Below are 14,251 nucleotides of genomic sequence, written 5' to 3' on the forward strand. Positions count from 1 at the left end.
GGAACTGCTCCGGATACTTCGACGAACGTGACACAGGGACATCCTTCCCCAGACCAGCGTCTGGGATCAGGGTGACCGGTTCACAGGGGCAACCTCACTTGGAGGTACCTCTCGGCAGCGTGGAGTGTGGGGGGTGCGGACGAGGAGGACGCCATGCGACTGAGCTACATCGAAGAACATGCTGTCGACCCGGAGATGATGCGGGCCGGCCAAGTCCATCATGGATCGTGATGCGCCGTACCTGCGGGTGACCGCGGCTATCGACGAGCTGTTCCGAACCGGGCGATGTGGAACTTTGTGGTCCATCGCCAGCGCGCGCTCCCTCACTCTTTTCGGGGATTCCGGTGCCTTTGTCGGCACATGGCTGATCGAGATAACGCGGCTGACGATCGCGCCCTCATTCTCCGTGATGGTCGTTGCCGGAGTGAACTGATTCCGGCCATGCGACGACCGCTTTATCAGAACTGAGGTAGGAGTGAAATCATGACCGAGTACCACGAGACCGTCGTCATCGGTGGGGGCTTCGGCGGGATCTGCGCTGCGCACGACCTCCTGGATGAGGGGCGGGACGACTTCGTCATGCTCGAGCGTGCCGGAGAACTGGGCGGGGTGTGGCGGGACAACCGCTACCCCAATGGGGCTGCGACGTCCCGGCACATTTTTACGGCCTCTCGTTCGCGCCAAACCCGACGTGGACGCGCAGCTACGCGCCGTGGTACGAGATCCTCGCCTACCTCAACAAAGTGGCCGACGATCTAGGAGTCCGGGACCGCATCCGGTTCAATGCCACCCTGGTGTCGGCGAGTTGGGAGGAGCGCGCCGGTGTGTGGAACCTGCGCACCGCTGAGGGGACATCACTGTCGTGCCGGTTCCTGATCGTGGCGAGTGGTTCGCTCAGCAATCCTCGCATTCCTGACATTCCGGGGCGCGAGACGTTTCGCGGCGAAGTGATCCACACGGCGGAATGGGACGAACGGGTCTCCCTGGAAGGTCGGCGCGTGGTGGTCGTCGGTGCGAGCGCCAGCGCCGCTCAGGTTCTCCCCTATGCGGTCGACGTGGCCGAGAGCGTGTTGGCGGTGATCCGCACCCCGCCCTATGTCATGCCGAAGGACGAACAGTTCTACGACGCCGAGGCGCAGGCGCGGTTCCGGGACGAACCGGAGCGGATGGAAGCCATCCGTTCAGAGGCCGAGCACAGCTTCAACGTCGAGGCGGAAACACAGGCGGTCATGGACGAGACCCAGCTTGCCAAGATCGAAAGGCAGTGGCGTGACTACATGGAGTCGCAGATCGTCGATGCCGACCTGCGCGACCTCCTGACGCCCTCGTACAGGTTCGGCTGCCGCCGGCCGGTCCTCTCCAGCACGTTCTACCCCGCCCTCGCCGACCGCAGGACCACCGTCTGGTCGGCGGAGATCTCAAGGATGACCGCGACCGGCGTCGTGACCAGTGACGGGCGCGAATGGGACGCCGACGTGGTCGTTCTCGCGGCCGGCTTCACCGCGACCGACATGTTCGCCGGGATCGAGTTCGACGGCGAATCCGCGCGGTCGCTGAAGGCGGATGTGTGGCGCGAAGCGCCACACGCGTACAAGGGCACTATCGTCGCCGGGTTCCCCAACCTCTTCTTCGTGACCGGCCCGCACACCCAGGCGAGCGGGTCCATCATCGCGGTCATCGAGGCGCAGATGAAGATGATCATGCAGTACATTCGGCGGTCGACGAGAACGGCGGCGTCTCCGTCCAACCGTCGGAGAGGGCTCAGCAGGAGTTCAACACCTGGGTCGACGGCGCAATGGCGGACAGCGTCTGGGAGGCCGGTGCGTGCCACAGCTGGTACCGCCTGGGCATGGCGGGCAAGGTCGTGACCAAATGGCCCGGAAACCTCGCAAGCTTCCAGAAATGACCAGCTCGGTCGACCTCGGCGACCTCGTGCTGAAGTCTGACACGCCCGAGTCCCCTGCCCTGCTGGCCACGTCTGCCGCGGATGCGCCGGCTACCGGGCAGCTCCCTGGCTAAAGTCCTTCCGCGGCAAGGGGAATCCGCACGGTGAACACCGTGCCGACGCCGGGCGCGCTGGCGACCGTGATCGTCCCTTCGTGCGCGGTCACGATTTCGCGGGTGATGGCGAGGCCGAGGCCGCGGCCCCCGGTGTGCCTGCTGCGGGCGGAGTCGGCGCGCCAGAAGCGGTCGAACACGTGCGGCAGGTCCTCGCGGGAAATGCCGTGACCGGTGTCGGCGACCTGCAGGAGCGCGTCGCCGCCGTCGATGCTCACCCGCAGCTTGACCATTCCGTCCGGCGCGGTCGCCCGCAGTGCGTTGGTGATCAGGTTGGCCGTCACCTGGCGGAACCGGTCCGGATCGGCCACCACGATCACCGGTTCCGGGGCGTCGACCTCGATGCGCACCCCGGTACCGGCCGCGTGCGCGATGCTGGCCGCGCGCAGCAGCTCGGCCAGGTCCATCGGCGCCGGGTGGTATTCGAGCGAGCCCGCCTCGGCGAGCGCGAGTTCCTGGAGATCGTCGATCAGGCGCTGTTGCAGCAGCGCTTCCTCGTACAGCGACCGGAAAAGGTCCTGATCGGGCGAGAACACGCCGTCCTGCAACGCTTCGAGGTAGCCGCGGATGTTCGCGATCGGGGTGCGCAGCTCGTGTGCGATGTCGCCGATCATGGTGTGCTGCTGTTCCTTGCTGCGCTGCAACGATTCGGCCATCCGGTTGAACGAACGGCCGAGCTTGGCCAGTTCGTCGCCGCCCCGCACCGGCACGCGCTCGTCCAGCGCGCCTTCGCCGAGGCGCTGCGAGGCGGCCGCGAGCGCGCCGATCGGCCGGAGCACCCGCATGCTGATCAGCAGGGCGGCGGCCAGTGCCACGAGCGCGACCAGTCCGGCGACCAGCAGTGCGGGAGTCACCGAGATGCGGGGCGGCGGGGGCGGCTGGTCCACGCTGCCGACGAGGACCTGCGCTGGCGGTGGCGTCAGATTCGCGACCTGCGCCTGGTACTCCCGGTTCAGGCAGGCCACGTTCAGGCTGCACCTGTCAATGATGTAGTCGGTGGTCCCGTAGGTCTGGCTCTCGCCCGTCACACTAGGTGGGGGTGCCGCCGACGGCCCGCACAAGCCCGGCGAGCGGAGGGACCGATGGCCCGCGGCGTCGGTGGCCAGGGTCGGCGTCGTACCGGCCCTGAGGGCGCAATCGGCGACCCTGGCGGTTTCGAAGTAGCTGCCGATCTGGGCGGCGATGATCGATCTGAGGCCTTGTCGCGTGTAGATATCGTCGAACGACACCGACGGGCGGGTGTCGAGGGAAACGGTGAGCCGGGCCGGGGTCGGCCCGGCGGCCGGATTGCTGTCCGCGGTCACCGTGCCGTCATCGGTCTTGAGGCGAACCCGCTGGCTGATCTGCCCGGCCTGCGCCGTGACGGTGCCGCCGACGCCGTTCCACGAGCGGTGCGCCAGGCCGTACACGGTGATCGCGTCCACGGCGTTGTTGACGTCCTGCTGGTCGAGCGCGGCGGACTCGGTCACCTGCTGAGCGGTCTGCCGGACGGTGAGCCACGCGGTCGCCCCCGCGGTGGCGGCCGCGACGGCGAAGATCAGCAGGAAGACCCGCGCCCGGAAGCTGAGCCGGTTCACGGCCCCTCGGCGAACCGGTATCCGCGGCCGGGCACGGTCAGCACGTACTTCGGATGCGACGGCGCGGGCTCGATCTTGCGGCGCAGGTTCATCACGTGCGCGTCGATGGTGCGTTCCTGCACGTGCTGATCGAACCCGAAGGCCCGCTCGATCAGCTGGGCCCTGGTGAACGCGCGGCCGGGTTCGGCGGCCAGCGCCCGCAGCAGCTCGAACTCCTTGGCGGTGAGCGCGACCGGCCGCCCGGCGACGCGCACCTCGAACCGGTCCGGATCGATCTCGACGTCGAGCACCCGGATCAGGCCCGGCGCGGGCTGCCCGTCACCGGCGCGGCGCAGCAGTGCCCGCACCCGCGCGGTGAGCACCCGCGGGCTGTAGGGCTTGGTCAGGTAGTCGTCGGCGCCGAGGTCGAGGCCCAGCAACTGGTCCGCCTCGGTCGACCGGGCGGTCAGCATCAGGATCGGCACCGACGATTCGGTACGCAGCACCCGGCACACGTCAAGGCCGTCCACCTCGGGCAGCATCACGTCGAGCACGACCAGGTCGGGCCTGCGGGCCCGGCTGAGGTCCAGCGCGGTCCGGCCGTCCGCGGCGACCAGCACGCTGTGCCCCTCGCGTTCCAGGTAGGCACGAATCAGATGGGACTGCTTCGCGTCGTCCTCGGCCACCAAAATGCGTGCACTCACCCAGCACATCCTGCCCGAAAAGGCACGGTCCGCCGTGAAGAAACGATGAAGCGGCCGTTCGATATCCGCTGAGCGGCTCCCGGCCATCCGAGGCGGATCACTTCTTCGTCGATCCTTCATCACCGCCATCGCAGCATCGGAACAGCCGCCTTCACGGCACTTCCGAAGGAGATCCGATGTCGCGTAGTTCCTTGCTCGCGCTGCTGGTGGGCGCGCTCGCCGCGGCGACGTACTTCGTTTTCACGAGCGCCCCGATGGTCGAAGGAAAGCCGCTCTCGGCCGGACTGGCGTCGTCCCCGCCGGGCAGGTCACTCGAAGTCCCGGCACCGGATGCCGCCAAGGTGTCGGCCGACGTCCGCGGCGAGTGGTCCTGGGCACTGCGCGACCGCGACACCGGCACCACGATCGGCGGCGGCACCCTGCACAACACCACCGAGTCCATGATCAAGAGCTGGCTCGCGGTGGACTACCTCGCCTCGCACGGTTCGCGGCTCTCGGCCGCGGACGAGGACCGGCTCACCAGGATGATCCGGTTCAGCGACGACCACGCCGCGCAGACGCTGTACCTGGACCTGGGCGGTGACGCCTCGGTGGCACGGATGATCACCACCTGCGGGTTGCACGACACGCGGATCCACCCGAACTGGTGGTCCAAGACCACCATGACGGCAGGCGACGCGACCCTGCTCGGCGAGTGCGTGGCCCGCGGCCCCGGCCTGACCCCGCAGTGGCGGGCGAAACTGCTCGGCCTGATGCGGTCGGTCGACCCCAGCAACGCGTTCGGCATCCCGGAGGCGCCGGCGCTGGCCGGTGCGCACCTGGCGATCAAGAACGGCTGGACGGAGCACGGCGGCACGTGGGCGGTGAACTGCATGGCGATCTGGGACCACTGGGTGCTCGCCGTGCTGGTGCGCTATCCGGACCAGGGCACCGAACACCGCTACGGCGCCGGCGTGTGCAAAACCGTTGCCCAGCAACTGTTCGGCTGAATCGCTCGTCACGGCCATCGCAGGTGTACCTCCAGCCGCTCGAGACCGCGCTGGACGAACTGATCGCGGTAGCGCGGCTCCCGTGCGAGCGACAGCGGCCGGTTCGGGGTCCGCCCCCCGGGTATGTCGAGGACGTTCTGCGGTTGGTGGGCCCAGCGCGAAAACGCCTTCAGCCGGTCGTGGTCGGCGCCGTTACAGCAGCGCGGGTTCGGCGGGAATGGCCCCGGGATCCTCGTCACCGACGGCGGCGCTGATCTCCAGCACCACCAGACCGCCGGGAACACGGCCTCGTTTGAGCATGGAACGTACCCGCCTTCACACGACGACAGTGTCGGACAACTGTCGGACATCTGGCGATCAGGACCACCGAAGCGGAGCCGTTCGATCACCACTCCGGGCTCTTTCGGTCAGCTCGCCTCGTTTCACCTGCCTTCGCGGGAGCGTCTCTCGCGCACCTGCCGGGCCGCCAGCGGGGCAGGCCGCCCGCTCAATCGAGGTACAGGCGATCACCCCGAACGGGATCGCGCGGCCGAGTAGCGCGCGGTCGGGCGACGGCACCCTTTCAGCGGTCTCGGTGGGTGATGTGACGGACGAGCGCGGCGAGTTCTTCGAGCGGCTCCGCTTCGCCCTCGACGCGGTGCAGGTGGGTCAGCGCGGACGCGGTGTGGCGTGCCGCCCTGGCTTCGGCCCATTCCTTACCGCCGCACCGTTCGATCAGGTCCGCCGCCTCGGTCGCTTCGTCGTCGGACAGCGCGCCTGGACGCTCGTAGAGTTCCGCCAGCCGGCGCGCGTCCGTCCCGCCGGAATTCAGCGCGGCGAGCACGGGTGCGGATTTCTTCCTGCGGTGGACGTCGGCCAGGACCGGTTTGCCCGTCGCGGCCGGATCACCCCACAACCCGAGCAGGTCGTCGGCGAACTGGAAGGCCATGCCGAGCTGGAAGCCGAAGGCGGCGAGTTCGCCGGTCACCGCGTCCGGCGCGCCGGCCAGCAGCGGTCCCAGCGAACAAGCGCACGAGAGCAGGGCCGCGGTCTTGCCCTGTGCCATGTCCGAATATTCGTCCGGTGTCACCGATTCCCGGTTTTCGAAGGTCACGTCGAGGGTTTGCCCGCGCACCAGCTCCCGTACGGTGGCGAGCAACCGCCGCACCGCCCGGCGGTCCGCGCTGCGGTCTGTTTCGGCGGTGAGCCGCACGGCGGCGGCGAGCAAGGCGTCACCGGCGAGAATGGCGGCATGCGTGCCGAACACGACCCAGGCGGCGGGCCGGTGCCTGCGTTGCCGGTCGCCGTCGATCACGTCGTCGTGCAGTAGCGAGAAGTCGTGGATCATCTCGGCGACGACAGCGGCTCGCACGGCCGTGGTCTCCGGTGCGCCGACGGCTCGCGCCGCGAGCACGGCGAGCACCGGCCGCAGGGCCTTGCCCGCCGGGTCGGCGAGGTTCTCCCCGAATTCGTCGAGCCAGCCCGCGTGGTAACCGGCGATGTTCGCCACCGGCGGTGCGAGCTGGTTCACGTAGTGCCGCTGCACCGGCAGGACGAGGGCCCGGATCTCAGCGAACGCGACGAGCGGGTCGGCCGCGCGCGGTGTGGCCGGGCGGCTTTCGGAAGAAAGCAACATGGTTGGTCCCTTCTCCTGCTCGCGGTGACACCACCCTCACCTTTCCGGGCCGGACGGTTTCGGTGCCAGCAGGGAAGTGTCGGTGGACAGCAGCACTCCGTCGGTCACCTGATAGCGGTCGCTGCGGAAGGACCAGTCGAGATTCCCCCGCATCCACGCACGCATACCGTCGGTGAATTTCCGCGCCGCGACGACGGCTTCGGGTTCCAAGCCGCGCCATCGGCTCAGGAGCGCTTCCAGTTCGGCCTCCGCGTCTTCGAACTGCTTGACCTGCTCGGCGACCAGCGTGTAGGCCGCGTCGACGGCTTCCGGCAGGCCGATTTCGCGTTCCGCGGCCAGTACGAGCACGCCGTTGGTGGTTTCCCCGGCGGCCAGTTCCTTGCGCAGCGAAACGATGTCGTTGACCCAGACCACCACATCGGCGGCGCGGTCGAACATGGCGCGGGTCTGCTCGAACTCGTGGAGGAGTGCGGGCACCTCCAGCCCGGAAGCCACCTCGATGAGGTCCAGCGACGGGGTGATGCCGCCGGATGCCCGGCGCAACTGGCGATAGCCGAGCAGGTCAGGTACGCGCCGGGTCCGCCGGTTGAAGGCTTCGTACTTGAAGGCGGCGAGGAAGTGCGCCATGTGCTGGGTGAATCGCGTTCGCCACGTCAGGCCCATCCCGGCCGTCAGCCGGTGCCACACGTCGGCGAGTTGTGCTTCCAGCCGCGTTTCCGCGGCGCCGGGCTCGCGGTCACCGGCCAGGACCCGCAACGTCCGCGCCGCTGTCTCGTCGTACTGGCCAGCGCACCGGTCGAAGCAGTCGTCGATGACGAACGCCCAGGTGAACCAGCCGGAGACCGCTTCGAGGCGAGCCGGGAGGATGGTCGGGTAGGTCCGCGCCACGAGTTCGCCGAGCCGGGTCCTGGCGAGTTTGTCCCGTGCCCGCGCGTCGTCCAACAGCGCGTAGCGGTCCGCCCATCCGATGATGTGGGCCTCCAGTTCCGCCACGTGCGGGGAAATCGCCGAATCGAGGCCGCGCAGCGGGTGCCACGGCGGTGGCGCCAGCCGCAGGTCCGCACCGGGTTCCGTTGCCGCGCCGGTCATGCCGCGCCGCCTTCGTGCCGCCGAGCTTCCACGATCATCGGCAGGTGGCCCGTGGTCAGTTCCGCCTTCACCGCTGGTTTGATCGTGTGTCCCGGTTTGTGCCGGATCTTCCAGCGAGCGGCGATGGAGGCGAGCGCGATGGTCATCTCGTGGTTCGCGAGGACGTCCCCGAGGCATTTGCGGGTGCCGCCGCTGAAGGAGATGACCGCGTTTCGCGGGATTTTCTTCAGGTTTTCGGGCAGCCAGCGATCGGGCACGAACGCGTCGGGATCGGTGAACACGGCCGGATCCCGGTGCAACGCGTACGGGCTGAACAGAATGCTCGCCCCCGAAGGAATGGCGTGTCCCGCTAGTTCGGTGTCGACGACCGCGCGGCGCGTGATGAACCACACCGGCGGGTACATCCGCAACGCTTCGTTGACGACGCGATTCGTGAACGGCAGCGCCGGGAAATCCGCATCGACGGCGGTGCGCCCGCCCAGAACCGAGTCGACCTCCTCGTGCAGGCGAGACTCGGCATCGGGGTGCTGGCTCACCAGGTACAGAGCCCAGGTGAGCCCCGAGGCCGGTGTTTCCACCCCGGCCGCGAGCACGGTCATCAATTCGTCGCGAATCTGCTCGTCGGTCAGCCCGGCACCGTTTTCGTCCCTTCCCGACACCAGAATGGACAGGATGTCCTCCTGCGGCCCGTTTCCCTGGCGATAGGCGTCCCGCATGGACGAAATGACGTTCTCCAGCCGCCGGAGCGCGCGCCGGTAATCCTGGTTCGCCTTGGTCGGGACGTCGTGCACCACCGGCAGCGGCACCGTCATCCGCCGGTAAACGCCTTTCCACACCACCGGGAACGACCGTTGCACCTCGGCGATCGCTTCCGCGCTGACCTGCTGGTCGGAGAACATGGCCTCCGCCGTCACCCGGGTCGTGAGCTTGCTCATCTCCTCGAGCAGATCGATCTCCTGGCCGCCGTGCCAGGAGCCGACCAGGTCGGCCACGTGCCGCGCCATCACCGCCGAGTACCCGGCGATCTTGCCCTTGGTGAACGCGGGCTGGATGAACGCGCGCTGGCGTTTGTGCGTCTTGACGCTGCAGGTACCGACACCGTCACCGAGGATGACCCGCATCTTGTCGATGAACTCGCCGCCCTTGTCGAACTCCCGGGGCCGGTGCAGCACTTCCTGGACGACGTCGTGGGTCGCCGCGAAGTAGGCGGTGCTCCGGCCCAGCCGGACCCGCACCAGGTCCCCCTGCTGCCGCAGGGCGGGAAGGTAGTCGAGCGGATTCCGGAAGATCTGGAGGGCGTTTCCCAGTAGCGGCAACCGTCCCGGCGCGTCCCCGAGCACGTACTGGCGGCTTTCCTCAGTGACTGTCATGGCTGAACTCCGAAATCTCTGTTGTACCGCGGTTTTCCTCATTGCTGCTTCCGGTGTCACCGGCCGGTGAACGACGCTTTCCGCTTCTCCGTGAAGGCACGCATTCCCTCCTTCTGGTCCTCGGTCGCGAACAGCGCGTGGAACACCCGCCGCTCGTAACGGATTCCGTCCGAGAGACCGGTTTCCAGTGCGCGGTCGACGCATTCGCGGGCCGCCATCGCGGCGAGCTTGCCGAAACCGGCGATCCGCTCGGCCACTTCGGTGGCCTCGTCGAGCAGGCGACCCGCCGGGACGACGCGGGAGATCAGGCCGATCCGCTCCGCCTCCGCGGCGTCGACCAGCTTTCCCGTGAGGATCAGGTCCATCGCCTTGGCCTTTCCGACCAGCCGCGTGAGCCGCTGGGTGCCGCCGATCCCGGGAATGACGCCGAGGGTGATCTCCGGTTGCCCGAACTTCGCGGTATCGGCCGCGATGACCAGGTCGCACATCATCGCCAGTTCGCAGCCACCGCCGAGGGCGTAACCGGACACGGCGGCCAGTTTCGGCGTGCGCAAGGCGGCGAACGCGTCCCAGCCCGCGAAGAAGTCTTCGGTGAGCATGTCGACGGCGGTCTTGCCGGACATCTCGCCGATGTCGGCGCCGGCCGCGAACGCGCGCTCCGATCCGGTGAGCACGAAGCACCCGACGCCGGGATCGCGGTCCAGGGGAGTCAGGGTGGCGGCCAGTTCGGTCATCAGTGCGGTGTCGAGGGCGTTCAAGACCTCGGGCCGGTGCAGCCGCACCCAGACCACCCGGCCGGATCGTTCGATCTTCAGGCGCATGGTTTCGTTGCCTTTCTTCGAGCTGGGGCTCAGGAGTCCCAGATGGCGCCGTAGGCGGGAATTCCCCGGGATTCGAGGCCGTGGACGACCTGCCAGGTGAGCTTCTTGTTGGAAATGCAGATGACCGCTTCGGCGCCGAAGTCGCGGTAGGCGGCGTAGGCGAGCCGGACCATGTCGGGCTTGCCGTGCTGCCCGGTGTCCCAGATCCGGGCGTCCGGCTGGACGGCCAGGATCTCGTCCACCAGTTCGTCCCCGTAGGTGTCGCGCGGGGCGCGGGTCGCCCACACCAGGAGGGCGGGCACTTCCTGGGCCAGCAGGTGGGGCAGGCACGGGCCGATGCCGCTGCCGGTGGCGACGTAGACGACCCGCCGGAACAGTTTCTCGATGTTGGCGACCCCGGCGGTCGTGATGCCCTTGACCCAGACGCGGGCAGGCAGATCGTCGATGAACCTGCCGGTCCAATCCCCCGCCCGTGAGATGGTCAGGCGGAAACCGTGCTCATCAGGGGACGGGATGTTGGCGAACGAGTGCCATTCCCGGAACGGGGAACGGCTGATCGCGGTCGACGAACCGGCGAAGGGTTTGCGGCCGTGGGTGAACCGGGCGATGGCGACATGCGACGAAGGCCGCTCGATGCGCACCGCAACCTTGCGCAGCCGCGTCCACGGCGCGGCGACGGCCGCGGTGAGCACGGCCAGCACCCAGAAATCGGGTGTGGTGATCAGCGACGATCCACTGTGGAGCACTCGCACCACCGTCAGTGCCCACAGAAGGACCAGCGACAGCCAGCCACCGAACCGGTGCGTGAGTTCGAAACGGTTGTGGGACTTCGCCCGCAGCCTCGGCGTCGCCAGCACCACCATGCCCAGAAACAGGGCCACCAACGCGTAAGCCAGCACCAGCACCGCCGCCGGCGCGGCCTGCGCGGTGGCGAGCCCGACGAACGCCGCGAACCAGAGCGTCCCGGACAGCGCTCCCCCGATGTGCAGGCCGCCGAAGTGGTACACCTTGCCCAGCAGCCACCGCACCCGCAGCGGCCAGGTCACCGGCACCGAGGTGGCCACCCGGAACATCAGGTTGATCAAGCGCTGGCGCCGGATCAGCACGGCCAGCGCGAAGTTCGCCAACGCCGCGCGCGACGCGAAGTCGACGGAGATCCCGCCGGGCACGGCACAGCCCAGCACGACCAGGTTGACCAGCACCACGCTCGCCGCGAGCCGGTTGTGGTGCATCAGCTTCGGATGCTTGAACACCCGGCGCAGCCGGGGAAGAGCGGGCGGCAGGACGGCGTCGTCCCGGTGTTCGGCCAGCGCGGTCATGCGACCGCCCCTTCGCCCCGCGCGATGCGCAGCAACGAGGCCTTGTCGATCTTGCCGCGGCTGGTCACCGGCAACGCGGCGAGCCGGTGCACGACAGCGGGTGTGCAGTAGTAGGGCAGCGCGTCGGCCACCGCGCGGATCGCGGCGACCGGGTCGACGGTCGCGGGCTGGACGAAGGCCACGAGCGTGGTGTCGTCGAGCTTGAGGGTGGCCGCCCTGGTGCAACCGGGCAGGCTCTCCAACACGGCCGACACCGAGTCCAGCTCGATCCGGAAGCCACGGATCTTGACCTGGTCGTCGGTGCGCCCGAGGTGTTCCAGCTGGCCGTCGGGGGTCCAGCGGGCCAGGTCGCGGGTGCGGAACATCATCCGGCCGCCGCCGAGGAACGGATCGGGCGCGTAGCGCTCGGCGTTGAGCTCGGGATTGGCCAGATATCCCGCGGTGACGCAGTTCCCCCCTGCCCACATCTCGCCGACGTCCCCGATCGGACAGGGTGCACGGTGCTCGTCGAGGAGGTAGACGGTGTTGTTCGGGGTGGGACTGCCGATGGTGAGGAGCGGGGCGGCGGGGTGGTGGCGCCGCATCGTGTTGACGATGGTGACCTCGGTCGGCCCGCACCCGTTGTAGAAGGTGCCGATCCGCGCCCAGCGGTCGGCCAGCGACCGCGGGCACGGCTCGCCTGCCACGGCCACGGTCCGCAGCCGCGTGCACTTGGCCGGATCCAGCGAGGACAGGATGGTCGGGGTCGCGATCAGGACGTCCGCCCGGCCGGCGGCCGCTTCGATGTCGCCGTCGCGGATCAGCAGGGTGCCGCCGTGGGTGAGGCAGCCGAGGATCTCCCACGCCGCCATGTCGAAGGCGATGTTGAGGATCTGCCCGACCACCGTGCCCCGCCGGATACCGAGATCACCTGGCTCGGTGAGGAGCAGGTTCGCCACATTGGCATGGGTGACCACGACCCCGTTGGGACTGCCGGTCGTGCCCGAGGTGAACAAGACGTAGCAGGCGTGGTCCGGGGTGATCTCGACGCGCGGCTTAGCGGCATCGGTTCGCTCGGCCATGACCGAGTCGATGTCGATGCCGGTGTGTCCGGCCGGGACGGTCACCGGGGCATCGGATTGGGTGAGGACGATTTCGGCCCGGGTGGTGGCCAGGACGTGCCGAAGAATCGCGGGACGGGTGATCCGGGCGTCCTGCGGCACGTAGGCGGCACCCGCTTTCAGGATCGCGAGAATACCGACGACCATCGGAACGCCCCGGCGGACGACCAGCGCGACGTGGTCGCCCGCGCGTACCCCGTGCTCGATCAGGCGGGTAGCCAGCCGGTCCGCGTGCCAGTCGAGCTCACCGTAGGTGAGCCGGCGCCCGCCGTGCTCGACCGCGATCGCACTGGGCGCGATGGCGGCATGCCGTTCGATCAGCAGGTGCAGGGGGTCGGGGGGTACCGCACGCTCGGGTCCCCACCCGAAGCGCCGGAACAACTGGCGATCCGCCGGGCTCAGCCCGGCAAGATCCGGACCGGCAGCGGAGAGCGATTCCGCGGTATCGACGACGTAGACCATGGGAACTTGGCTCCGTTCAAAGCTTCCCCCTCGAAGTCCTCGAACTCGGCGGTGACCGAGTGCCACAGCCAGACACGCCCGATCAGGCCAAATCATTACGCTGTGTGGCCTATTTGGTACTTTCTGAGGGAGACTTGTGTCACTAGCCGTCAGGCAACCGTGACCCAAAGATACGATCCGGTCCCCAAAAGTACCCTTTCGCAAGAAAACCTTGACCGCACCAGTAAGCGGTGATACAGGGATCGCACGTTTCCGGACCAGGCCATCCGAGGTGGCACATGAGCTGCCGGGCCGCGTCGAGTTCAGCCCAACCTTGATAAACCCAAGTGGTCACACCGGAAATGGTGGTAGTGCCCGCCGCCAGCGCAAACGAGGTCGTTCACGGCGACCACACTTACGCGCACGTCCGGCCTCGTACCAGAAACCCGGGCGGAAACGGTGGATCCTGCTTCTCCAACGCCGCCAAGAACCGTTTCGTGGGTTACAAAGGATTTACAGCCCCTACGGTGCCTCGCTCGCCGCTACCGCAGCCGCTGGCGTTCAGATCCGGCCGCCCGAAGCGAACCGCGCACCCAGCCGCTTCAACCACCATCGCCCTGCCCGTGGAACTACGACCAGCCCCGGCCACCGTCCACCATCTTCGGCCACGCCCCAGGACCAGGAACCCGAACCGCCGTGGCCACCGTTCGACCTCGTCATGCCCGCCGTCCCTGAACCGCCCGCGACAGCAACAGCCGGCGAGCCGTGCACCGGTGTCACCACCCCGCAGACCGTGCACAGGACCAGTGACACCCCGGTAACGACCCGATTCGACAAGCACACAACCGCCTTCACCCGGCGCGCGCTGATCGGCCTCGTCGACGCCCCGATCCCCGCCGACGCCCAGCCCTGCGCCGAATGCCACCAGGGCACCCCGCTCAGGAGTAACCGTGTCGACGGCCGAACCCGCCAGGCGCCCACGTCAACACCGGCAAGCGCAAGGCCCGCCCGCGGGCCGATCAAGACCGCGAGTTGCCGCGGTCCCCAGGTCCAGCAGGGCACCCGGCCCGCACAGCGTCTGATGACCTCCCGCTAAGAGCGTGTCTCATTTGGTGAGTTTCTTGTAGCAGGTAAGCGTGGCGGCGAGGGTGAGGAAGGCGCAAAAGTGGTTGGCGTAGCGGTCATAGCG

10 protein-coding genes and 1 pseudogene are annotated in these 14,251 nt (G+C 68.4%); 3 read left to right on the plus strand and 8 right to left on the minus strand.

All coding sequences use genetic code 11. The annotated features are described in order from the left end of the window. Positions 1-483: 483 nt before the first annotated feature. Both ABD256_RS44595 and ABD256_RS43390 read left to right on the plus strand, forming a co-directional pair. Positions 484-603: pseudogene (locus ABD256_RS44595) on the plus strand (hypothetical protein); the annotation flags it as partial. 8 nt (positions 604-611) lie between these two features. Continuing rightward, entirely contained in the window at positions 612-1,868 is a 1,257-nt protein-coding gene (locus ABD256_RS43390; RefSeq protein ID WP_344432132.1) for a flavin-containing monooxygenase, read from the plus strand. A 147-nt stretch (positions 1,869-2,015) separates the two neighbouring features. On the opposite strand, the gene ABD256_RS43395 is transcribed toward ABD256_RS43390, so the two are convergent. Further along, complete coding sequence (locus ABD256_RS43395) at positions 2,016-3,635, minus strand: sensor histidine kinase (protein ID WP_344432133.1); 1,620 nt, start codon at positions 3,633-3,635, stop codon at positions 2,016-2,018. After that, positions 3,632-4,318, minus strand: a complete 687-nt coding sequence (locus ABD256_RS43400) for a response regulator transcription factor (protein ID WP_425546620.1) — start codon at positions 4,316-4,318, stop codon at positions 3,632-3,634. Before ABD256_RS43400 ends, ABD256_RS43395 begins: the two co-directional genes overlap by 4 nt. A 176-nt stretch (positions 4,319-4,494) precedes the next feature. Between ABD256_RS43400 and ABD256_RS43405 the strand changes: the two genes are divergently transcribed. Further along, the gene (locus ABD256_RS43405) at positions 4,495-5,307 is read left to right on the plus strand and encodes a serine hydrolase (RefSeq protein WP_344432137.1); all 813 of its coding nucleotides are present in this window, start codon (positions 4,495-4,497) and stop codon (positions 5,305-5,307) included. Between the two features lie 562 nt (positions 5,308-5,869). Here ABD256_RS43405 and ABD256_RS43410 read toward each other — a convergent pair. Genes ABD256_RS43410 through ABD256_RS43435 form a run of 6 tightly spaced genes read right to left on the minus strand, consistent with a single transcriptional unit; the run spans position 5,870 to position 13,083 of the window. Then, a complete protein-coding gene (locus ABD256_RS43410) occupies positions 5,870-6,922 on the minus strand; it encodes a polyprenyl synthetase family protein (RefSeq protein ID WP_344432139.1) in 1,053 nt (350 codons plus the stop codon). Between the two features lie 36 nt (positions 6,923-6,958). Beyond that, complete coding sequence (locus ABD256_RS43415; RefSeq protein ID WP_344432141.1) at positions 6,959-8,011, minus strand: terpene synthase family protein; 1,053 nt, start codon at positions 8,009-8,011, stop codon at positions 6,959-6,961. Continuing rightward, entirely contained in the window at positions 8,008-9,381 is a 1,374-nt protein-coding gene (locus ABD256_RS43420; protein ID WP_344432143.1) for a cytochrome P450, read from the minus strand. The genes ABD256_RS43415 and ABD256_RS43420 overlap by 4 nt, the downstream gene beginning before the upstream one ends. A gap of 56 nt (positions 9,382-9,437) precedes the next feature. Then, positions 9,438-10,202, minus strand: coding sequence for an enoyl-CoA hydratase-related protein (locus tag ABD256_RS43425; RefSeq protein ID WP_344432145.1), 765 nt, complete (start codon positions 10,200-10,202; stop codon positions 9,438-9,440). Between the two features lie 29 nt (positions 10,203-10,231). Then, positions 10,232-11,521 (minus strand): ferredoxin reductase domain-containing protein, encoded by a 1,290-nt coding sequence (locus ABD256_RS43430; RefSeq protein WP_344432147.1) that lies wholly within the window; start codon positions 11,519-11,521, stop codon positions 10,232-10,234. Then, on the minus strand, positions 11,518-13,083 hold the full coding sequence (locus ABD256_RS43435; RefSeq protein ID WP_344432149.1) for an amino acid adenylation domain-containing protein: 1,566 nt from the start codon (positions 13,081-13,083) through the stop codon (positions 11,518-11,520). The genes ABD256_RS43430 and ABD256_RS43435 overlap by 4 nt, the downstream gene beginning before the upstream one ends. Positions 13,084-14,251: the final 1,168 nt, after the last annotated feature.

It is taken from the genome of Amycolatopsis minnesotensis, assembly GCF_039529815.1.
GTDB classification, from domain to species: domain Bacteria; phylum Actinomycetota; class Actinomycetes; order Mycobacteriales; family Pseudonocardiaceae; genus Amycolatopsis; species Amycolatopsis minnesotensis.

What these genes read in the sequence shown, in the direction of transcription:
- ABD256_RS43420 (WP_344432143.1), bottom strand. Translation starts at nt 9,381, where the DNA reads ATGACAGTCACTGAGGAAAGCCGCCAGTACGTGCTCGGGGACGCGCCG.
- ABD256_RS43415 (WP_344432141.1), bottom strand. Translation starts at nt 8,011, where the DNA reads ATGACCGGCGCGGCAACGGAACCCGGTGCGGACCTGCGGCTGGCGCCA.
- ABD256_RS43425 (WP_344432145.1), bottom strand. Translation starts at nt 10,202, where the DNA reads ATGCGCCTGAAGATCGAACGATCCGGCCGGGTGGTCTGGGTGCGGCTG.
- ABD256_RS43430 (WP_344432147.1), bottom strand. Translation starts at nt 11,521, where the DNA reads ATGACCGCGCTGGCCGAACACCGGGACGACGCCGTCCTGCCGCCCGCT.
- ABD256_RS43405 (WP_344432137.1), top strand. Translation starts at nt 4,495, where the DNA reads ATGTCGCGTAGTTCCTTGCTCGCGCTGCTGGTGGGCGCGCTCGCCGCG.
- ABD256_RS43435 (WP_344432149.1), bottom strand. Translation starts at nt 13,083, where the DNA reads ATGGTCTACGTCGTCGATACCGCGGAATCGCTCTCCGCTGCCGGTCCG.
- ABD256_RS43410 (WP_344432139.1), bottom strand. Translation starts at nt 6,922, where the DNA reads ATGTTGCTTTCTTCCGAAAGCCGCCCGGCCACACCGCGCGCGGCCGAC.